A 20,190-nucleotide genomic window follows, 5' to 3' on the forward strand; every position below is an offset into this window, starting at 1 on the left:
GCGGCCAACGGCCGGCGTCCAGCCGCCGTGGCGAACCCTGGCAAGGAGCGCATCTTGAACACTTCCGCCCGTCCCGCCCCGGACCCCGCCTCGAGCCCCATCGTCTATGTAGTGGATGACGACCCCGCGATGACCACCGCCCTGTGCGGACTGCTGCGGTCCGTGGACATCGGCGCCGAGCCCTTCCACACCTCGCAGGACTTCCTGGCCTACCCCCGCCCCGACGCGCCGAGCTGCCTGGTGCTGGACGTGCGGCTGCGCGGCGGAAGCGGGCTGGCCTTGCAGGACCAGCTCAACGCGATGCACGATCCGCTCCCCGTCGTCTTTATCACCGGCCATGGCGATATCCCCATGACGGTGCGCGTGATGAAGGCCGGCGCCGTGGACTTCCTGACCAAACCCTTCACCGATCACGATTTTCTCGATGCGGTCGGCGCATCGCTGGAGCGCGATCGCGAACGCCGCGCGCAGCGGCGGTCGGCGGACGACCTCGCCGCCCGCTATCTCGCGCTGAGCGCCCGCGAGCGCGAAGTCATGCAGCATGCGGCCTCGGGGCTGATGAACAAGCAGATCGCCGACAGGCTCGGCATCAGCGAGGTCACGGTCAAGATCCATCGCGGCAATGCCATGCGCAAGATGCAGGCACGCACCTTCGCCGACCTGGTGATCATGGCGCACGAGGTGGCCGGCACGGTGCCCCCGCAGCCGCAACCGACGGGCGATGAGCGGCGAGCCGCGTGACGGGCGCGGCGGGCACGGCGGCATGCCGGCCATGATGCCGCCGCCATGGGCCTGGCAGTTCAGCGCCGCCGCCGGCACGGCGGCGGCCATCTTCTACGTGGACACGCGACCGGGCATCGACTACGCCATCGCCGTGCTGTACGTGGTGGTCGTCATGCTGGTGCAGCCGCTGCTGCATGCGCGCGGCATCCTGCATGTGGCGCTGCTCTGCATGGCGTTGACGGTGCTGGCCCTGCCCGTCTCGGCGCGCGGCGAACCCCACGCCAACTCGATCGCGCGCTGTACCGTGAGCCTGGCCGCCATCGCCATTGCCGGTCTGCTGGCTTACCGCAACCGCATGGCATTCGACCGCATTCGCGGCCAGGAGGCCGAACTGCGTCGCGTGGCGGCACTGCTCGCGGGCTCGCAGGCGCTCAGCGCAACCGGCAGCATCGGCCTGGACCCCGGCCGGCACAGCGTGGTTTGGTCGGAACAGGCCGCCCGCATCTTCGGGATCGACTTCGCGCAGCAACCCACCATCGAAGCGCTGTTCGAGCGGGTGCACCCCGACGACCACGCCGCCGTCCACGCCGAACTGGAAAAAGCACGGCGCGGCGCGGCTCGCCTCGAGATGGAGCACCGTATCGTCACGCCGGACGGGCAGACCCGCTTCGTGCGCTACGTCGCGCATCGCGTCGATGCCAGCGGCGACGCCCCGGAATACCTCGGCGCGCTGATCGACGAAACGGCAACGCGGCAGCAGAACGATGCGCTGCATGCGCTGCAGAACAAGCTCGCCCATGTGGCACGCGTGACCACGCTCGGGGAAATGGCGGCTTCGCTGGCGCACGAGCTGCGCCAGCCCCTGGCCGCCATCACGCTCGACGCAGCCACCGCCGCACGCTGGCTGGGGCGCGCGCCGCCCAACGTGCAGGAGGCCGTGGCGGCGCTCACGCGCGTCGGCGCGGAGGCGCAGCGCGCGGACCAGGTGATCCGCGGACTGCGGGCGATGGTGGAGCCCAATGGCCAGAGCGGAACGCGGTTCTCGCTGGCGGAGGCCACCAGGGAAATCCTGCCGCTGCTGCGGTGCGAACAGGAACGCAGCGGCGCGCGCATCGAACTGGCCATGCCATCGTCGCTGCCCGAGGTACTGGGCGATCGTGTGCAGATCCAGCAGGTGCTGATGAACCTGGCGCTCAACGGCCTGCAAGCCATCGCCCCGGGCGGCAACGGTAACGCCGCCGCGGCCAGCGTGGTCAGGATCTCCGCGGAAGAGGCGGTGGACGGCCGGATCGTCGTCGGCGTGGCCGACAACGGGGCGGGCATCGCACCGGAATGGCAGGCGCGGATCTTCGAGCCGTTCGTCAGCGACAAGTGCAACGGCATGGGAATGGGCCTGTCGATCTCGCGCTCGATCGTCGAGCGCCATGGCGGCTTGCTGATGGTCTCGTCGGCGCCGGGAAGAACGGAGTTTTCGTTCACCCTGGCCACCGCCGGCGGCCCGGCGGCGACGCGACTTCAGGCGTGAGGATCGGGATGGCGAGCCGCCGGCGCGGGCGGATCGGTTGCGCGTGCCCCGGCTTCGGCCGGCACGAGCAGCCCGAGGGCCTGCGCCAGCAGTACCAGATCGGCAAAGGTGCGCGCCTGCATCTTGCGCATGACCTGTCCGCGATGGATCTTGACGGTGGCCTCGCTGAGCCCCACGGTGCCGGCAATCTGCTTGTTCAGCAAGCCCGAGGCGGCCAGCGTCATTACCTGCCGCTCGCGCGGCGACATTGCCTCGAAGCGCGCGCGCAGCGCCAGCGCCTGTTGCGCCTGCGCCCGGCGCTCGCGCTCCCGTGCCAGCGCGGCGAACACGGCATCGAGCAGTTCGCTTTCGCGAAATGGCTTGGCGATGAAATCGATTGCGCCGGCCTTCATGGCGGTGGCGGTCATCCGCACATCGGCATGGCCGGAGATGAAAACGATGGAGAATGGCTGCTCGGACTGGGGCAGGCGAGCCTGGAGATCGAGGCCGCTGGCGCCGCGCAGGCGGACATCCAGCACCAGGCACGTCGGCGCGTCGACCCGGGCGGCGGCCAACATTTCCTCGGCGGAGGCGAAGGCGCGCGCGGCCAGGCCGACGGAGCGCAGCAGGCTGACGAGCGCGTCGCGCACGGCGGCGTCGTCGTCCACCACGAGCACCATCCCATCCTGCGTGGCCTCGCCACCTTGCGAACTTGCTGAGATGCTGGTCAAGAGAGAATCCGAAGGCCCAAATGCGTTTCACCGGCCGTCCGCCCCTGGCGGCGGACGACGCGCCGAATATAGCAGACCACATTGCGCATGCGTGCGGCATGACGGCGACGCAACGGCCGGCCCGGCGGTTTCCCCGCCAATACCACAGTATGATTCCGCCCTTGCCCCCGTGCGGTTATTCTTGCCGTCAAGCGATGCGGGCCCAGCCGGCTCCGGTCATCGCTACCACCACCAGGAACGCTTGTGAACGCCGCTCCAGTCATTGCGGTCGTCGACGACGATGCTTCGGTCCGCCAGGCGCTGGGCAGTCTGCTGCGCTCCCTCGACATGCACGTGGCCCTGTACGAAAGCGGCTCGCAGGTGCTGAGCGCCGTCGATACGCAGGCCATGTCCTGCGTCGTGACGGATATCCAGATGCCCGGGATGAACGGGCTGTCCCTGTGTGCCGCGCTGCGCGAACGCGGCCTGCGCATGCCCGTCATCTTCATGACGGCCTTTCCCGAGGAGCGCTACCGCCAGCAGGCGGCGGACCTTGGGGCCTTCTGCTTCCTGAGCAAGCCGTTCGTGGAAGCCGACATCATCCGCTGCATCGAGGCGGCGCTGGAACCGGAGGCATAGTCCCGCCCGTGCGGCACACCGCTACACTGCTGCCTGTCCATCCCCCAGGCAATGCGCATCATGGCAACCTCGAGCCGTAGTCCAACCGTATCCGAGCCGCCGTTCGACGAGGCATGGCTGGCCCGGTGCGCGCATGTCCTGCTTTGCAGCGAGGACGGCATCGCCGCCCATCGACTCGAAGACCCGGCCACCGGCAAGCGCTGGCGCACGCTCAGCGCGCCGTGGGAACCGGACGCCGGATGCCGCCGGCTCGAGCATGAAATGCGCCTCGCCCCGTTGCTCGATGCCGCCTGGGCCGTGGTGGCGCTCGCCGCCATCCGCGCCTCCGACCGCCTGTTCCTGGTCTTCGGGCACGAGGAGGCGCCCACGCTGGCGCAGGCCCTCACGGCCGAGCCTCCGTCCGTTGGCGCCTTCTTCGATTTGGCGATCGGCGCTGCACGCGCCGTTGCGGCGGCCCACGCGCAAGGGGTGGTCCACAACGATATCCGGCCGGCCAATCTGCTGGTCGACGCCTCCTTCCACGTGCGGCTGAAGGGCTTCGGCCATGCCAGCGCCGCGGGCAGGCCGCAACCCGCATACCCTCCGCGCGATTTCGCCATGCCTTATATGGCGCCCGAAGTCGTACGGCAGAATCCTGCCGCCGCCACGGTGCACAGCGATCTCTACGCGCTCGGCGTCACGCTGTACCAGGCGCTGACCGGCACCCTGCCCCTGCGCGCGGACTCGGCCGCCGGATGGCGGCATGCCCATGTCGCCGTGGAGCCGGTGCCCCCGTCCGCGCGCCGGCCGGATGTGCCCGAGATGCTGAGCCAGCTCGTGCTCAAGCTGCTGGCCAAGGATCCCGGCGGCCGATATGGAAGTGCGGCCGCCTTGCTCGCCGACCTGCTGCGCAGCCGCGCGCAGTGGCAGGCCGAGGGACGCATCGCCCCGTTCGCACTCGGCGTGGCAGGATCCCTGCCGGCGCTGGCGTTGTCCGGCCGCCTGTTCGGCAGGGCGGCCGAAATGGAACAAATGGACGAAGCGCTGACGAACGTGGCACGCAGCGGCAAGCCCGGAATCGTGCTGCTGGGCGGCGCCGCGGGCGCGGGCAAGTCGTCGCTGGCGGACCACCTGTGCCGCCTCGCCGCCAGCCGGGGCGCGCGTTTTGCCGTGGGCAAGAGCGATCAGTTGCAGCGCGACATCCCGTACGCGCCGTTGGCCCGGGCGCTGCGCGCCCTGACCATGGCGGCGCTGGGCGAGGATGGCGACTCGCTGGCGCGTGTGCGGGAGCGCCTGCTGCGCGGGCTCGAGGGCCAGGGCCGCGCCATCGCCGAGATCGTGCCGGAGATCGAGCACGTGATCGGGGCGACCCCCCCGTTGAGCAGCGTGCCGGCGCAGCAGGCGCGCACGCGCGTTCACAGTGCGATCCTGCATGCGTGCGCGGCGTTCGCCGAGCGCGGCCGTCCACTGGTGCTGTTTCTCGATGACCTCCAGTGGGCCGACGAATCCACGATGTCGCTGCTCGAGGCGTTCGCCGTGCGGCCGCCGGAAAACGTGCTGCTGACGTTGGCCTACCGCGATCACGACCGGGTGTTCACGCAGTCGATCGGCTGGCTGCGCCACGCGGACCGTGCTGGCGCCCTGCGCCTGACCCGCATCGCCGCCGGCCCCCTGCCCCCCGAGGACCTTGCGCAATGGGTTGGCACGGCGCTGGGCGCCGGCACCGGGCAGATCGATGGGCTGGTACGCGTGCTGCACGAGAAGACCGCGGGCAACCCGTTTTTCGCCCACCAGCTGCTGCGCACGCTGGTGGACGACGGCGCGCTGCGCTACGACGGCGAACAGGGACGGTGGCTGTGGAACGAGGCCGATCTCGCCCGGCGGCAGTACTCCGACAATGTGGTCGACCTGATGCTGTGGCGCCTGGAGCGCCTGCCGGCCGCCGGCCGCGACATGCTCCGGCATCTCGCCTGCATCGGCCTGCGCTGCGACGACGTCCTGCTGGCTCGCGTCGCCGGCACGACCGAGGAGCGGGTCAGGGAGCAGCTGGAGCCTTGCGTGGAAGCCGGGCTGCTCGCGCGCGAGTCCGCGGGCTATGCCTTCGCCCACGACCGCGTGCTCGAAGCCGCCTACGCCCTGACCGCGGCCGGGGACAGGCCCAGCGCCCACGCGCGTATCGCCAATCTGATGATCGCCTCCTGGCGCGACGACCTGGCCGACCATGCCTTCGAGATCGCGAACCAGATCGAGCGCGCCGCGCGGCATGAACTGTCCGTGCAGGAGCGCGTGGCATTCGTCCGCGCCCTGACCATGGCGGGGCGGCGCGCGCGGAACGCCGCCGCACTCGCGCAGGCGACCAGCTATGTCGCGGCCGCCGCCGAGCTGATGGACGCGTCATGGTGGTCGTCGCATTACGCGCTTGCCTACGATGCGAGCCTGTTGCGCTGCGAATGCCTGCTGGCCCAGGCCGATCTGGCCGGCGCGGCGCGGGAGATCGACGCCCTGCTCACCCGCCGGATGCCGGCGCTGGACCACGCGGCCGTGTACCGGCTCAAGGCGACCCTGCGCACGCTGCACTCGGACTACGAAGGCGCCATCGAGGCCGCCCAGACCGGCCTGGCGCTGCTGGACGTGCCGCTGCGGCGCGCGCCATCGCCGGCGCAAATGCGCGAGGCCCGCGATGCCGTCACGCGCGCATTGGACGGCCGGCCCATCGCGGCATTCGGGCAGCTGCCGGCAACGGCGGACCGTCGCATCGAAACCGCGATGGGTCTGCTTTCCACGCTGATCTCCTCCGTATTCGTCAAGGACGGCATCAGCTTCCTCCATCTGGCCAAGATGGTGGAACTGAGCCTGCGGCACGGTTGCACGCCGGAATCCGCCTATGGGCTGTCGTGGTATGGCGTGTACCTGGCGGCGCTGTATGGCGAGTACGAGGAAGGGCTGGACTGTGGCCTGGCGGCGCTGGCGCTGATCGACCGCCACGGCTACGAAGCGCAGCGCATCGCCACGCTGGTGGCGCTGGACCAGGTCAGCCCGTGGACGCGGCCGCTGCCCTATGCGTTGGCGCATGCCCAGCAGGCGGTGGCGCGCGGGATGGCTTCCGGCGACCTCGGCATGGCGAGCTACGCCAGCAACCACATCGTCTCGGACCTGCTCGTGATGGGCGAGCAGCTCAGGCTGGTGGAAGACGAAATCGCGCGCGGGCTCGCGCTGATGCGCGTGATCCGGTACGAGGATATCCATCTGATCCTCGATGCCCAGCACCGTCTGGTGCGACACCTGCGCCATGGGAGCCCCATCGCGCCGGCGGGCGACGCGAACGGTACCGCGCGTCCCGATGCGGCCGAGGGCGCCCGGCGCAGCAATTCGGAGCCCACCCGCTTCTGGATCTGGCTCTACGACGGCATGACCGCCGTCTTCCTCAATGACCCGGAACGCGCCGTCGCGAGCCTGGAGCGCGCCGCCGATCTGATGTGGGCCGCCATCTCGCACATCAACACCGCGGATTGCCGCCTCTATCTGGCCCTGGCCACGGCGCACTCGCCGCGCGCGGCGGGACAGAACCGGGAAGCGATCGACGCGCTGGTCTCCCATCGCGACCGCTTCGCGCACTGGGCCACCCTGAACGGCTTCACCTTCCAGAGCAAGCTGCTGCTGATCGACGCCGAGATCGCACGCCTGCGCGGCGACCCGCTGCAGGCGCTGCGGGACTACGAAGCGTCGGCGAACGCGGCCGGGGTCGCGGGCTTCGTCCACGAGCAGGCGCTGGCGCACGAGTACGCTGGCCAGTTGTGCCTGGCCAGCGGCCTGCAGACGGCGGCGCGCGAGCACCTGCGCCACGCGCGCGCGTGCTACCGCCGCTGGGGCGCCGACTACAAGGCGGCGCTGTTCGATGCCGAGCACCCGTTCCTGGCCGACCACCGCGCGCGGGAGGCGGCCGTGATCGTGCCCGGCGCGGGGCAGGCCGCGCTCGACTGGGAAACCGGCGTGAAGGCCGCCCAGGCGCTGACCCAGGAAGTCGTGCTGGAGCGGCTGATCGAAACGTTGATGACGAACATGGTCGTCCATGCCGGGGCGCAGTACGGCGTGCTGGCGATGATGCGCGCCGGCGCGCCGGTCATCGAGGCGTGCGCGCGCGTCGAGGGCGGCAAGGTGGCGGTGACGCTGGGCCCGACGGCGGCCACGGCGGACGCGATTCCCTCGGCGGTCCTGAACAGCGTGCTGCGGACCAAGGAGCGCCTCGTGCTCGACGATGCCATGGTGGACGCGCCGTCGCTGCATGCCAGCGGCGCACTGGGACGACCCCTGCGTTCCGTGTTGTGCCAGCCGCTGATCCGAGGCGGGACGCTGATCGGCGTGTTCTATCTCGAGAACAACCTGGCGCCGGGCGTGTTCGATGCCACACGTACCACGGTGTTGCAGGTGCTCGCACCGCAGGCCGCGATTTCGCTGGAGACGGCGCGGCTCTACGCGCAGCTGATCGACGAGAACAATCGCCGCGCCGAGGCCGAAGCCGGACTGCGCAGCGCCCGCTCGGAGCTGGTGCGCAGCTCACACCTGACCGTCATGGGCGGACTGGCCGCCTCGATCGCGCACGAGATCAACCAGCCGCTGACGGCCATCGTCACATCGGTCGACGCCAGCCTGCGCTGGCTGAACCGGCCCGCGCCCGACGTCGCCGAAGCGATGGCCGGCCTCACGCATATCCGTGAGAACGGACTGCGCGCCGCCGATATCGTCCGGGCGCTGCGCGCGCTGGCCAAGCAAGCGCCGGCCGTGCTGGCGCCGCTGGTCGTCGACGATGTCGTGCGCGACGTGCTCGCGCTCACGCGCATCGACATCGACGCGCGGCAGGTGCGGCTGCGCACCCAGCTCGATGCCCGCGCCGCCACGGTCGAGGCCGACCGCGTGCAGCTGCAGCAGGTGGTGCTGAACCTGGTCACCAACGCGCTCGACGCCATGGCCTCGGTGCCGGAAAGTTCGCGGGAGCTGCTGGTGACCTCCGTGGTGGAGCACGATCACGTCGTCGTTCGCGTGCACGACCAGGGGACCGGCATCGATCCAGACACGCTGGCTCATATCTTCGACCCCTTCTTCACCACCAAGGCAGAAGGCATGGGCATGGGCCTGGCCATCTGCCGCTCCATCATGGAAGCGCATGGCGGCACGCTCGATGCGCGGACGCGCCCCGGCGGCGGCAGCGTGTTCGTGTTCCGGTTGCGCGTGCGGCAACCGGAACGCCGCTCCGCCAAGCCGGAGGAGAGCGGTCGCCACGGCCCGGAATCCGGCGCAGACACTTAATCAAAATATTTGCACAATACTGTCAGGACTTGTTCGCATAGCGTGCACATTTCGTCCGTATAGTTCACCCCAACGCAGCGAAACAAACCAACCGCGACGTTGCAATAAATTCACCGAACTAACCTAAAGGAAGAAATCATGTCGAACGCCAAGCTGGAAGTCCTGACCCCGCAAAACAGCCAACTGATCATCATCGACCACCAGCCGCAGATGGCCTTCGGCGTGCAGTCGATGGACCGCCAGACCATGAAGAACAACGTGGTCGGCCTGGCCAAGGCGGCCAAGATCTTCGATATCCCCACCACCATCACCACCGTCGAATCGGACTCGTTCTCGGGCTACACCTACCCCGAACTGCTGGACGTGTTCCCCGGCAAGCAGACGCTGGAGCGCACCTCGATGAACTCGTGGGACGACCAGAAGGTGCGCGACGCGCTCAAGGCCAACGGCCGCAAGAAGGTGGTCGTCGCCGGCCTGTGGACCGAAGTCTGCAATACGACGTTCGCGCTGTGCGCCATGCTCGAGGGCGACTATGAAATCTACATGGTGGCCGACGCCTCGGGCGGCACCACCAAGGAAGCGCACGACTACGCCATGCAGCGCATGGTGCAGGCCGGCGTGGTACCGGTGACCTGGCAGCAGGTGCTGCTCGAATGGCAGCGCGACTGGGCCCGCCGCGATTCGTATGACGCGGTGATGAAGCTGGTCAAGGAGCACTCCGGCGCCTACGGCATGGGCGTGGACTACGCCTACACGATGGTGCACAAGGCCGAGCAGCGCACCGCCACCCCGCACGAGTCGATCGCCCCGGTCGCCGCCTCGGTCTGACACGGCGCGATGGTGTGCACCCTCTCCCGCCAGCGGGAGAGGGCTGGAGGTGAAGGGGACTGCCCGCAATGCCGGCACGCGCCGGATCACCGCGATCCGTGGCCCCTCCTCGTTGCCCCGAGCCGACGCGAATACCGCGCAATCCCTCGATCCCAAAGCCGCCACTGTCAAACAAGCTAGTATTGGCCGGATCCGCGTTCAGTGATTCGGTATGAAATTCAAGGAAATCTATGCCTTTCGCGCCGTGATGCGCACCGGCTCGATGACGGCGGCCGCCAACGAGCTGTACACCTCGCAACCCAACGTCAGCCGGCTGATCGCGCAACTGGAAGCGTCCACCGGACTGACGCTCTTTACCCGCAGCGCCGGACGGCTCGCGCCGACGGAGGAAGGCCTGGCCTTCCTGCGCGAGGTGGACCGCACCTTCGTCGGCCTCGAGGCCCTGAAGGACGCGGCGCGCAACATCCGCCAGTTCGGCGCCGGCCGGCTGCGCATCGCCACCGTGCCGTCGCTGGCGATGACCGTGCTGCCGCTGGCGCTGCAACGCTTTCATGCCGACCATCCCGACGTCTACGTGGCCATGGAAACGGGCAGCACGCAACTGGTGGCCGACCGCGTCGGCAGCCGCTACTGCGACCTCGGGCTGGTGTCCTACCTGCCGCCGGCCGCTGTCACCGAGGCGCATCCGGTCGCCGAGCTCGAGGGCTGTTGCGTGCTGCCGCCCGGCCACCGCCTGGCCGAGCGCGACTTCATCACGCCGGCGGACCTCGCCGGCGAATCGTTTATCTCGATGGCCCATGGCGACGGCCTGCGCGCCGCCGTCGATGCCGCCTTTGCCGCCGACGACCGCAGGGTGATGCATTTCGAGACGCCGTACGGCGCCACGATCTGCAACATGGTCGGACTCGGGCTGGGCGTGGGCATCGTCAACCCGCTGGTGGCGCGCATGTACCGGCACACCAATATCGTGGTGCGCCGCTTCGAGCCGAGCGTGCCGTTCGTCAGCTATCTGCTGCTCGCGCGCAACCGGCCAGCCAATCTGCTGGTTGACCGCTTCATCGCGCGCCTGCGCGAAGCCATCGCCGCCGAGACGGAAAGCCTGTCCGCGTAGCACCCCATCAGTTTTTCGTATGGGCGCCTGACAGACTCGTATTTGCGTCGACGAGACACCCTCCGCATACTCGCCTGAAACCGCGACACCGGTGCCGAAGCCGCTTTCGGCCCGCGTTGCCACCGATTTCCCGCGAGTCCCCACATGATCTCTGACAGGGCCCAAGGTCCGCTTCCGCTGCGCTGGAGGAAGTCCTGAATGGGCAATTCCTCCACCACCTCTTCGCTTCCGGTCTTCGATGTCGCCGTCGTCGGCGGAGGCCTGGTTGGCTCGGCCGTGGCCTACGGCCTGCGCGGCCAGGTCGGTTCGGTCGCCGTGCTCGACGAGGGCGATGTCGCCCTGCGCGCTTCGCGCGGCAATTTCGGCCTGGTCTGGCTGCAAAGCAAGGGCTTCGGCATGGGTGCCTATAGCCGCTGGACGCTCGGCTCGGTGCGGCTGTGGCCAAGGCTCGCCGCGCAGTTGCTCGCGGAGACCGGCGTCGACGTGGCGCTCGAGCAGAAAGGCGGCCTCACGCCGCTGATGGGCGACTACGAGATCGAGGCCCGGCTGGCCTGGGTCAACAAGCTGATGTCGCAGCCGGGCGTCGAGCCCTACGAATGGAAGCTGCTGGACCATCATCAGGCGGCATCGCTGGTGCCGGGGCTGGGCCCCGACGTGACCGGCGCCATCTGGACGCCGCACGACGGCATCGTCAACCCCCTCAAGCTGCTGCGCGCCTTCCATATCTCGTTCGGCCAGAGCGGCGTGCGCTATCTCCCGCACCACGGCGTGACCGCGATCGCTCGGTTGCCGGGCGGCGACTTCGCGATGGAAACGCCCAACGGCAGCGTGCGCGCCCGCAAGATCGTGCTCGCCGCTGGCCTGCGCAACGGCGAACTGGGCCGCATGGTGGGCACCCATCTGCCGATGGCGCCGCAGCGCGGCCAGATCCTGGTGCTCGAGCGCACGCGCCGGCTGCTGGATACCCCCATGGTGACGCTGCGCCAGAACGACGAAGGCAGCTGGCTGGTCGGCGACTCCCAGGAAGACGCGGGTTACGCCGACCACGTGACGACGCTGCCGGTGCTGGCCACACTGGCCGACCGCGCGGTGCGCACGCTGCCGGCGCTGCGCGAAGTGCGCGCCGTGCGGGCGTGGTCGGCGCTGCGCGTGCGGGCCCAGGACGGCTTTCCCGTCTACGAGCAATCGGCCAGCCATCCCGGGGCCTTCCTCGTGACGTGCCACAGCGGTGTGACGCTGGCCGCCACCCATGCCATGACCCTGGCCCCCATGATCGCCGCCGGTGCGTTGACACCGGAGCTGGACACCTTTTCGACCCGGAGATTCCATGTTCAGACGACTTGACGCACCCGTCGTGCAAGCCGCCCGCCGTACGGTTCGCGTGACCGTGGACGGCGTCGCGCTGGACTGCCGCGAGGGCGACAGCGTGGCCGCCGCGCTGTTCGCCGCGGGCGTGCAGGCTTGCCGCGACACCGCCGTCTCCGGCGCGGCGCGCGGCCCCTTCTGCATGATGGGCGTCTGCTACGACTGCCTGGTCAGCATCGATGGCCGCCCCAACCAGCAGGCCTGCATGACCCCGGTCCGCGACGGCATGACCGTCCTGCGCCAGCTGGGCGCGCGCGAGGTGGCGGCATGAACGCAAGAGACTCCCTTTTCCCCGAGATTCCGGCCTACGACCTGCTCGTGGTCGGCGCCGGCCCGGCCGGCCTGGCCGCCGCCACGCGCGCCGCGGGCCTGGGCCTGTCGACCGCGCTGATCGACGAGCAACCCGCACCGGGCGGCCAGATCTACCGCGCGGTGTCCACCACGCCGGTGCAGGACCGGGACATCCTGGGCGCGGACTACTGGCATGGCCTGGAGCTGCTGGAACCGTTCGCGCGCAGCGGCGCGCGTTACCTCGCTTCGTCGACCGTCTGGTCCATCAACCGGATGGAGCCGCGGGCCGAGGGCGAGCCGTCCGGCTTCGAAGTCGCCTATTCCGTCAACGACGCGGGCGCGCAGCCGCAGGCGAGCCTGCTGCATTGCCGCCACATCGTCCTGGCCACCGGCGCGCAGGAGCGGCCCTTCCCCATTCCCGGCTGGACCTTGCCGGGGGTGATCACGGCCGGGGCGGGGCAGATCCTGCTCAAGACCTCGGGCGTGGTGCCGGAAGGCCGCACCGTGCTGGCCGGCGGCGGGCCGCTTCTGTACCTGCTGGCCTACCAGTACCTGAATGCCGGCGTGAAGATCGAGGCCATCCTGGAAACCACGGCCGGCAGCCAGTGGCTGCAGGCGCTGCCGCACGCCTGGAACTTCCTGCGTTCGCCTTACCTGGGCAAGGGCCTGACGCTGATGCGCGCGGTGCGCAAGGCGGTGCCCATCGTCAGCGGCGTGACCGCGCTGGAAGCCGTGGGCGGCGCGAGCGGCCAGCTTGCCGAAGTGCGCTATACCGCCGCGGGCCAACCACGCTCCATGGCCGTCGACCAGCTGCTGCTGCACCAGGGCGTGGTGCCCAACACCAACCTGTCCCGGGCCGTCGGCGCCGAGCATGCCTGGAGCGAGCGGCAGGACTGCTGGGAGCCGGTGGTCGATGCCTGGGGGCAGAGTTCCGTGCCGCAACTGAGCATCGCCGGCGACGGCGCCGGCATCGCGGGCGCCGTCGCGGCCGAACACCGTGGCCGCATCGCCGCCGTGCAGGTGGCCGCCGCGCTGGGCCGCATCGATGCGGCCACGCGCGACCGCGAGGCCGCGCCGCATCGCTCGGCACTGAATCGCGCCACGCGCGGCCGGGAATTTCTCGAAGTGCTGTACCGCCCCGCGCAGCAGTTTCGGCGGCCGGTGGGCGACACCATCGTGTGCCGCTGCGAGGAAGCCACTGCCGAGCAGGTGCGACAGGCGGCCCGCATGGGTTGCCAGGGCCCCAACCAGATGAAGGCGTTCCTGCGCTGCGGCATGGGCCCCTGCCAGGGCCGCTTCTGCGGCTTGACCGTGACCGAGCTGATCGCCGACGAGCAGCAGCGCCATCCGCGCGACGTCGGCTACTACCGGCTGCGCTTTCCGACCAAGCCGGTCACGCTGGGAGAAATCGCCTCGTTGCCGCAGACCCAGGCATCGCGCGAGGCCGTCGTGCGGTTCAAGAAGTAAAGGTGCAACGGCCGGCCATGCGTGCATGCACGCGAGCCGGGTCGGCCGGGGCACAGGCAGTATCGCGTCGCAGAACGCGTCGCCGGGCCGCCATGCGGGCCGGCGCAGAGCAACAACAAGGCGAGCACCGCGAGGTGACGAGCGACGGGGCGCATGCCGCTCCGGCGGCGGCATCCGAGGGCTCCCGACGATCCAGTGCAGCAGCGACATCCTGAGAGGATTTCCCCATTCCACGAGGACCAACCATGGCTTTTTTCAAGATCGTTCCCGCTGTCGTGCTGGCGCTGGCTGCCACGCAAACCACGCAGGCCATCGCCCAGGACTTGCCGCCGGGCCCCATCCGCATGCTCGTCGGCTTTGCCCCGGGCGGGGGCAACGACGTCATTGCGCGCGTCGTCGCCACGCAGTTCCAGCTCAACACCAAGGAAACCATGGTGGTGGAGAACCGGCCGGGCGGCGGCAGCACGCTGGCCACCGCGGAAATGGCGCGCGCCACGCCGAACGGCTCGGTGCTGCTGCTCGGCTCGGTGGGCGGGCAGGCTATCGCCCCGTCGGTCTACAGCAAGCTGCCCTACGATCCCGTCAAGGGCGTGCAGCCCGTCTCCCTGGTGGCCAAGTCCGCCAACGCGCTGGTCGTGAACAACGCGCTGCCGGTGAAGAACGTGCAGGAGCTGCTCGCCTATGCCAAGAGCCGTCCGGGCGAACTGAATGTGGCATCGCCGGGCAACGGCACGATCTCGCACCTGTCGGCCGAGCTGTTCAAGAGCATGGCCGGCGTGGCCATCACCCACATCCCGTATCGCGGCGATGCGCCGGCCATGCAGGACGTGATGGCCGGCCAGGCACAGCTGACGTTCGCCAGCCTGCCCTCGGCCAAGGCCGGCGCCGATTCCGGCAAGGTCCGCATCATCGCGGTGACCAGCGCCAAGCGCGTGGAGACCATGCCGGACGTGCCGACCATCGCCGAGTCCGGCGTGCCGGGCTACGAGGTGGTGTCCTGGTACGGCGTCTTCACCACCGGCGGCACGCCCATGCCCACGGTCAAGCGGCTCGCACAGGAAATCGCCGCCGTGGTGGCGCAGCCTGCGGTGCGCAATTCCATCAGCAAGCAAGGCATGGAGCCGAGCGCGCTCGGACCGGTGGAGTTTGCGCAGCTGGTGAACCGCGATGCGCAGAAGTGGGACAAGGTGGTGAAGAGCGTGGGCATCAAGCTGGACTGATTCCCTCACATTCGTAGTCCTGGGCTCGGGCATCGCAGGATGGCCCGGGCTTTTTTGTCTAGAGCCGGCGGACCACGCGTTCACGGCCCACGCCCGCGCCTCAGATCGTCGGCTCCCCGGTCCCCACGCCGAGCTGTCTTCCCAGCGCGACCAGCCACAGCACCAGTCCGCCGATGGCCAGCACGCCCAGCGCCTGTCCCGCACTGGCCTGCTGGTTGGTCAGGTAGACGCTGCACAGCTGCTGCGGCGCGGACTGATAGAGCATGCCAGCGAACAGCGTCATGGCCACCCAGTTGATCGCAAAGAACGCCTGGACCACCATGCCGGCGCCCGGCCACGACAGGCCGGCGGCTAGACCCGCCAGCACCACGCTCGCCACCTTCGCGATGCCGACGGCCGGCTGCAATACCGCCATGTCCAGCGCCACCGGCAGCATCCAGTAGCTGGCGACCACGGTCGCGAAGGCCAGACCCGTCAGGCCCCGGGCATTCCAGCGCGCGCGCGCCGCGCGGCCGTAGCGTCCAACCCAGCGCGAGATCCACAGTCCCACCAGACACAGCAGCGGCAGTTCGAGCGCCATATGGCGGGCCATCGACGCTTCCAGCCACGGCGCCGCCAGTCCGAGTACCGCGAGCGCCGCGCCGGGCAGCCAGGGGCCGACGGCGGGCCGGTCATGCCAGCGCACCGGCGCGGGAAAGCTAATGGCGCGCATGGACCATGTCGGCCAGCACCACGTCGGGCCGGTCGATGTCGTAGGCGCGCGCCAGCCGTCCGTGCGCGTCGATCAGGAAATAGGCCGCGTTGTGGGAATAGTCGCCGAGGCCATCGGGCAGCACCACGACGCCGAAGGCATCGAGCAGCGCCGGCAGGTCTTCGTCCCGGCTGACCGTGGCAAGACGCCAGAGCGCGGGATCGGCGCCATTCTTGCGGCCGTAGGCGCGCAGCACGTCGGCGGTATCGCGCCAGGGATCGAAGCTGATCGACAGCAGCCGGTAGTCGCCCGCGAGTCCGCGCCGCACGAGCTCGGCCTGCAAGTAGGCCTGCCCCGATGCGCTGCTGCGGCACACCGTGACGCAATGCGTGTACAGCAGCGTCACCACCGTCTTTCTGCCGTCGCCCGCGGCGGCCAGCGGCATGCGGGCGCCGTGCGCATCGGTCAGCTCGATCGCAGGCAGCGTGGCGGGAGAACGCGCGAGGTCGACCTGCCGGGCGCCGTCCGACGTCACGACGCGAAAGCCGCGCGTGGAGACGCCGAACAGCAGCGCGGCCAGCGCGGCGAGCAGCGCGATCGCGCAGCCGGTCCGCAGCCAGCCCTGTCGCCCCCGCGGCTCGCCCGGCGCGTTCATGTCCTGGCCGGCTTGGGCAGCTCTTCCACGCGCCACGGCGTCTTGCGCGACTCGGCTTCCTTGCGCGCGGCCGCGACGGTGGCGGCGTCCACCGCCGGCGCGCCATTGCCCCACTCCGCGCGGATATGCGTGAGCAGCGCGGCGATCTCCGCGTCGCCCAGCTGTTCGCCGAAGGCCGGCATGGCACCGTTGTAGGTGGCCCCCAGCACCTCCACCGGACCGGTGAGTCCGTGCAGCAGGATCTGCGCGGGAATCTGCGCGTCGCCAGTGACGAACGGCGAACCGGCCAGCGGCGGGAAGACACCCGGCAAGCCCTGGCCCGTGGCCTGGTGGCAGGCCTGGCAGTTGGCGGCATAGAGCTGCTTGCCGTCCGCCACGCGGCCGCCTCCGCCTGCGGCCTGCGCCAGCGTGGCGGGGTCGCGGCGATCGCCCAGTTCCGCCAGGCCGTCCGCGCGCTGCGTCCAGATATAGCCGATGGCCCAGATCACCATGCCGGCCACCACGCCCAGCACCAGGCGCGGCACGGGATTGTGCTTCTCGTAGGGATCGGCGTTCTCGCGGCCGCGGATGTCGCGGCCGATGTCGGGGTCCGTGTTCATGTCATTTCCCCGCGGCGGAGATGGTGGAATCGGCCTCGCCGGGCTTGCCCGGCTGGCCGGCGAGGTCCAGGGCCGCGGCGACGCTGGCCTCCGTCGGCGTCAGCACCGGATAGGTGTGCTTCAGGCCGGTCAGGTATGCGACCAGATCGACAGCCTGCGGCGTGGCCACGATGACTTTGCCGACCGGCGCGACACCCGGTGGCAGCGACACCACGCGATCCTCCTTGCCGACCCGTTCCTCGGGCTTGGCCTCGAACAGAAAGCGGTACGAGGGCATGATGCTGTCCGGCACATAAGCGCGTGGCTGGTACAGATGCCCCAGATGCCAGTCCGCGCTCGGCTGGCGCACGCCGATATTGAACAGGTCCGGCCCGGTGCGCATGGTGCCGAGCAGCGGCGGCGAGTCGTAGTGGTAATCCGCCGCCACGGACGGGCGGCCCCATCCGCGCTGCGCATCCGCGATGCCCGCCCCGGTGGAGCTGGGCTGCTGCGTATGGCAGGCGATACAGCCGTTCGCGATATACACCTCGCGGCCGCGCAGCTGCGCGCTGCTGTAGGGTGCGAGTTCCTCGGGAGCCGGCACGTCCTTCAGTTGCAGGAACGGCACGACGATCATCGCGCAGGTGGCGAGGGACAGCGTCACCATCGCCCCGCCCACCAACTTCAGTTCATTTTCCATCGTTCAAGGCCAGCGAAAGGGATGCGAGGCGGTCCTGCTGCCGGGCCTCGGCAGGGCGCAGCGCCATCAGTGCGAAGTGAAAGGCGAAGACCAGGTGGCCCAGGGTCATGATCGCGCCGCCGACCGAGCGTCCCTGCAGCCACGGCAGCGTGACTGCCACCGATTCCATGAACGGCCGGGCGGGGTCGAGCAGCGCGAGCCCCTGCAGCACGCCGCCAATGCTCAGCGCGATCAGGTACACCGCAAAGCCGAGCACGACCAGCCAGAAGTGGGCCGCGATCAGCGCCGGCTTGGGCCACGGTGCGTCCACGATGCGCGGCATGGCGAAGTAGATGCCGCCGAAGATCACCATCGTGACGAAGCCGTACATGCCCAGATGGGCGTGCGCCACGGTGAAGTGCGTGAAGTGCGTGATGGCGTTGAGCGAGCGCAGCGCCTCGAACGAGCCCTGCACGGAGGCCAGCGTGTACATGATCGCGCCCAGCACGATGAAGCGCAGCGTCGGCGACTGGCGCAGCACCCTGAAATGCCCCTTCAGCGTCAGATGCTGGTTCACCGAGAACGCCACCACGGGGATGATCATCATCACGCTCTGCACGATCGACAGCGTGATGAGCCAGCCGGGCACCGGCCCGCCGATCAGGTGATGGGCGCCGACCTGGCCGTAGAAGAACGCCAGCGTCCAGAAGCCTAGCAGCGACAGGTTGTACGACTGCACCGGCCGGCCGATGATCTTGGGCAGGAAGTAGTACACCGACGCGAGCGACAGCGGCGTGTAGAACAGGCCCAGCACGTTGTGGCCGAACCACCAGTTCATCGTCGCCTGCTCCACGCCGAAATGGACGTTCGGCACCTTGGCGACGATGTAGAGCACCGGAAACCAGAACAGCGCCGCGCCCATGTACCAGACGGAGACGTACAGGTGATGCACGCGGCGGCGCTGCAGCATCAGCACCAGCGGCACGCCGATCAGCATGCCGCCCAGCGCGAACAGCACGCCGATCTGCCAGGGAATCTCCAGCCATTCCATGCCGGCGTTGATGCCGGTGGCGATGGCGCCCAGGCCCGCGACGAGGCCGGCGTTCCACAGCAGCGTGCCCGCCAGCGTGAAGCGTCCCCCGGTGAGCGGCGTGCGCAGCAGGCGCGGCATCATCCAGATGGCCAGCCCCAGCAGCCCCATCGGCGCCCAGCCGTAGGCCACCGCGTTCAGATGCAGCGTACGCATGCGCCCGAAGGTCTGCCACGCCTCGTCGGCCAGCAGTTCGGGCATATGCAGCTTCAGCGAACTGACCAGACCGGCGACCGACGCCACCACCAGCCACACCACGGCGCAGCTCATCATCACCAGCGAAGGCAGCGCGGTGGAGCGGTCGGCGTCGCGCCGGGACGAGAGCTCCGCGTCCAGGTCGGCCTGCTCGGCCTCGCTGCGGCCGGAGGCCGCCACGGCCACCGGCTGGCGCGCCGGGTCCTCGGGCGTGCCCACCTCGCCGGTGGCGAAAATCGTTCTCGCGCCGCTCGACTCCAGGTCGAACAGTCCCTTTCTGAGGGACCAGATAAACGCGAACAGGCCCGCTATCGAGAGCAGGAAGGTAATCAGCAACAGACTGGTGGGATCCATGATGTGTCCTGATACGGACGAAGGCGGCTGGGAGGTGGCTCCCACGGGTCGCGGGAGCTGTCAGGGCGAATGCTATGCGTCGGCCAGATCGATAAACAGGAGCAGATGCGCTCCAAAAATGCGGATCAGGGGGCACAGGGGGCGGTGAATTGTCGCAGTGCGGCATATGTCACCGTGGACCGGACGGCTCCGGACCCGGGCGGCTAAAAATGCACATCGGACGAGTTAAAGTTACAAAAAAGATTAATTTGTTACATCGATCGGCGAAGGCATATGGAGCCGCAAACCCATAGGAACTGCCCCGGTCCTTGCCACGCCGCCGCCCCGCAAACCACGCCGGGCAACGGTTTCGGCGTGTAGCTGCCCCCCTCGACACAGCAGCGCGCAGGCCGGCCGCCGGCCTGGCACATGGTTTGCGCTTCACTCCTCCGGCACCGCCACACCAACAAGCGGCGGGCACCTCGATAGAGTCTCTTTACGGGAAGGCATCATGTGGATCAGAACTCTGGCGCTCCCTGCGGCGGTGAGCGTGGCATGTGTGCTGGCGGGTTGCGCCGGCATGGGCGCGGACGACGGCGCCGAACTGGCGGACGGCGGTTTCGGCGAGGACCCCTGGCGGCAGACCCGGGCGGCAACATCGTCGGTCGTGCTGCCGGTGACCCAGACGGGGGCCGGCATTGCGGTCATCCGGCAGGGCCTTGCACGCGCCAAGGCCAGCGAAGCCGGCGCGGCCGGCGGTAGCCACCGTTTGACCGAAGCTGCCGTCGACACGTATCCGGCCGGGGGCTAGCGCCCAGGTCCGGCCGG

At 69.5% G+C, this 20,190-nt stretch carries 17 protein-coding genes; 11 read left to right on the plus strand and 6 right to left on the minus strand.

All coding sequences use genetic code 11. The features are described from left to right. The first annotated feature begins 54 nt into the window (after positions 1 to 54). Together LDO27_RS04730 and LDO27_RS04735 are read left to right on the plus strand one after the other, a co-directional pair. Positions 55 to 741 (plus strand): response regulator transcription factor, encoded by a 687-nt coding sequence (locus LDO27_RS04730; protein WP_224039996.1) that lies wholly within the window; start codon positions 55 to 57, stop codon positions 739 to 741. Beyond that, positions 722 to 2,248, plus strand: coding sequence for a sensor histidine kinase (locus LDO27_RS04735; protein ID WP_224039997.1), 1,527 nt, complete (start codon positions 722 to 724; stop codon positions 2,246 to 2,248). Before LDO27_RS04730 ends, LDO27_RS04735 begins: the two co-directional genes overlap by 20 nt. Here LDO27_RS04735 and LDO27_RS04740 read toward each other — a convergent pair. Beyond that, on the minus strand, positions 2,239 to 2,958 hold the full coding sequence (locus LDO27_RS04740) for a response regulator transcription factor (protein ID WP_377747235.1): 720 nt from the start codon (positions 2,956 to 2,958) through the stop codon (positions 2,239 to 2,241). The genes LDO27_RS04735 and LDO27_RS04740 overlap by 10 nt on opposite strands. A gap of 243 nt (positions 2,959 to 3,201) precedes the next feature. Here LDO27_RS04740 and LDO27_RS04745 point away from each other — a divergent pair, with 243 nt between their 5' ends. From LDO27_RS04745 to LDO27_RS04780, 8 genes are all read left to right on the plus strand, one after another. Then, a complete protein-coding gene (locus LDO27_RS04745) occupies positions 3,202 to 3,576 on the plus strand; it encodes a response regulator transcription factor (RefSeq protein ID WP_224039999.1) in 375 nt (124 codons plus the stop codon). 60 nt (positions 3,577 to 3,636) lie between these two features. Beyond that, positions 3,637 to 8,859 carry a trifunctional serine/threonine-protein kinase/ATP-binding protein/sensor histidine kinase gene (locus tag LDO27_RS04750; protein WP_224040001.1) on the plus strand — a complete coding sequence of 1,741 codons (5,223 nt, stop codon included), beginning with the start codon at positions 3,637 to 3,639 and terminating at the stop codon, positions 8,857 to 8,859. Between the two features lie 138 nt (positions 8,860 to 8,997). Beyond that, positions 8,998 to 9,687: a hydrolase gene (locus LDO27_RS04755; RefSeq protein ID WP_222205148.1), complete on the plus strand. Its 690-nt coding sequence runs from the start codon at positions 8,998 to 9,000 to the stop codon at positions 9,685 to 9,687. 211 nt (positions 9,688 to 9,898) lie between these two features. After that, complete coding sequence (locus LDO27_RS04760) at positions 9,899 to 10,798, plus strand: LysR substrate-binding domain-containing protein (RefSeq protein WP_224040003.1); 900 nt, start codon at positions 9,899 to 9,901, stop codon at positions 10,796 to 10,798. Between the two features lie 198 nt (positions 10,799 to 10,996). Further along, positions 10,997 to 12,142 carry an NAD(P)/FAD-dependent oxidoreductase gene (locus LDO27_RS04765; RefSeq protein WP_224040005.1) on the plus strand — a complete coding sequence of 382 codons (1,146 nt, stop codon included), beginning with the start codon at positions 10,997 to 10,999 and terminating at the stop codon, positions 12,140 to 12,142. Next, a complete protein-coding gene (locus LDO27_RS04770; protein WP_222205142.1) occupies positions 12,126 to 12,434 on the plus strand; it encodes a (2Fe-2S)-binding protein in 309 nt (102 codons plus the stop codon). Before LDO27_RS04765 ends, LDO27_RS04770 begins: the two co-directional genes overlap by 17 nt. Next, on the plus strand, positions 12,431 to 13,921 hold the full coding sequence (locus LDO27_RS04775) for a (2Fe-2S)-binding protein (protein ID WP_224040007.1): 1,491 nt from the start codon (positions 12,431 to 12,433) through the stop codon (positions 13,919 to 13,921). Before LDO27_RS04770 ends, LDO27_RS04775 begins: the two co-directional genes overlap by 4 nt. Before the next feature lie 245 nt (positions 13,922 to 14,166). Then, positions 14,167 to 15,141 carry a Bug family tripartite tricarboxylate transporter substrate binding protein gene (locus LDO27_RS04780; RefSeq protein WP_224040009.1) on the plus strand — a complete coding sequence of 325 codons (975 nt, stop codon included), beginning with the start codon at positions 14,167 to 14,169 and terminating at the stop codon, positions 15,139 to 15,141. Between the two features lie 100 nt (positions 15,142 to 15,241). On the opposite strand, the gene LDO27_RS04785 is transcribed toward LDO27_RS04780, so the two are convergent. The 5 genes from LDO27_RS04785 to LDO27_RS04805 are packed head-to-tail and all read right to left on the minus strand — an operon-like array spanning position 15,242 to position 19,383. Beyond that, positions 15,242 to 15,853: a hypothetical protein gene (locus LDO27_RS04785; RefSeq protein ID WP_224040011.1), complete on the minus strand. Its 612-nt coding sequence runs from the start codon at positions 15,851 to 15,853 to the stop codon at positions 15,242 to 15,244. Further along, complete coding sequence (locus tag LDO27_RS04790; RefSeq protein ID WP_222205134.1) at positions 15,840 to 16,487, minus strand: SCO family protein; 648 nt, start codon at positions 16,485 to 16,487, stop codon at positions 15,840 to 15,842. Before LDO27_RS04790 ends, LDO27_RS04785 begins: the two co-directional genes overlap by 14 nt. Further along, positions 16,484 to 17,086, minus strand: a complete 603-nt coding sequence (locus LDO27_RS04795) for a c-type cytochrome (protein ID WP_224040012.1) — start codon at positions 17,084 to 17,086, stop codon at positions 16,484 to 16,486. Before LDO27_RS04795 ends, LDO27_RS04790 begins: the two co-directional genes overlap by 4 nt. Position 17,087: 1 nt before the next feature. Further along, positions 17,088 to 17,765 carry a cbb3-type cytochrome c oxidase subunit II gene (locus LDO27_RS04800; protein ID WP_224040014.1) on the minus strand — a complete coding sequence of 226 codons (678 nt, stop codon included), beginning with the start codon at positions 17,763 to 17,765 and terminating at the stop codon, positions 17,088 to 17,090. Continuing rightward, a complete protein-coding gene (locus tag LDO27_RS04805) occupies positions 17,755 to 19,383 on the minus strand; it encodes a cbb3-type cytochrome c oxidase subunit I (protein ID WP_224040016.1) in 1,629 nt (542 codons plus the stop codon). The genes LDO27_RS04800 and LDO27_RS04805 overlap by 11 nt, the downstream gene beginning before the upstream one ends. Positions 19,384 to 19,873: 490 nt before the next feature. Here LDO27_RS04805 and LDO27_RS04810 point away from each other — a divergent pair, with 490 nt between their 5' ends. Beyond that, complete coding sequence (locus LDO27_RS04810) at positions 19,874 to 20,173, plus strand: hypothetical protein (protein WP_224040018.1); 300 nt, start codon at positions 19,874 to 19,876, stop codon at positions 20,171 to 20,173. The last annotated feature ends 17 nt before the right edge of the window (positions 20,174 to 20,190 follow it).

It is taken from the genome of Cupriavidus respiraculi (assembly GCF_914271545.1).
GTDB lineage: Bacteria > Pseudomonadota > Gammaproteobacteria > Burkholderiales > Burkholderiaceae > Cupriavidus > Cupriavidus respiraculi.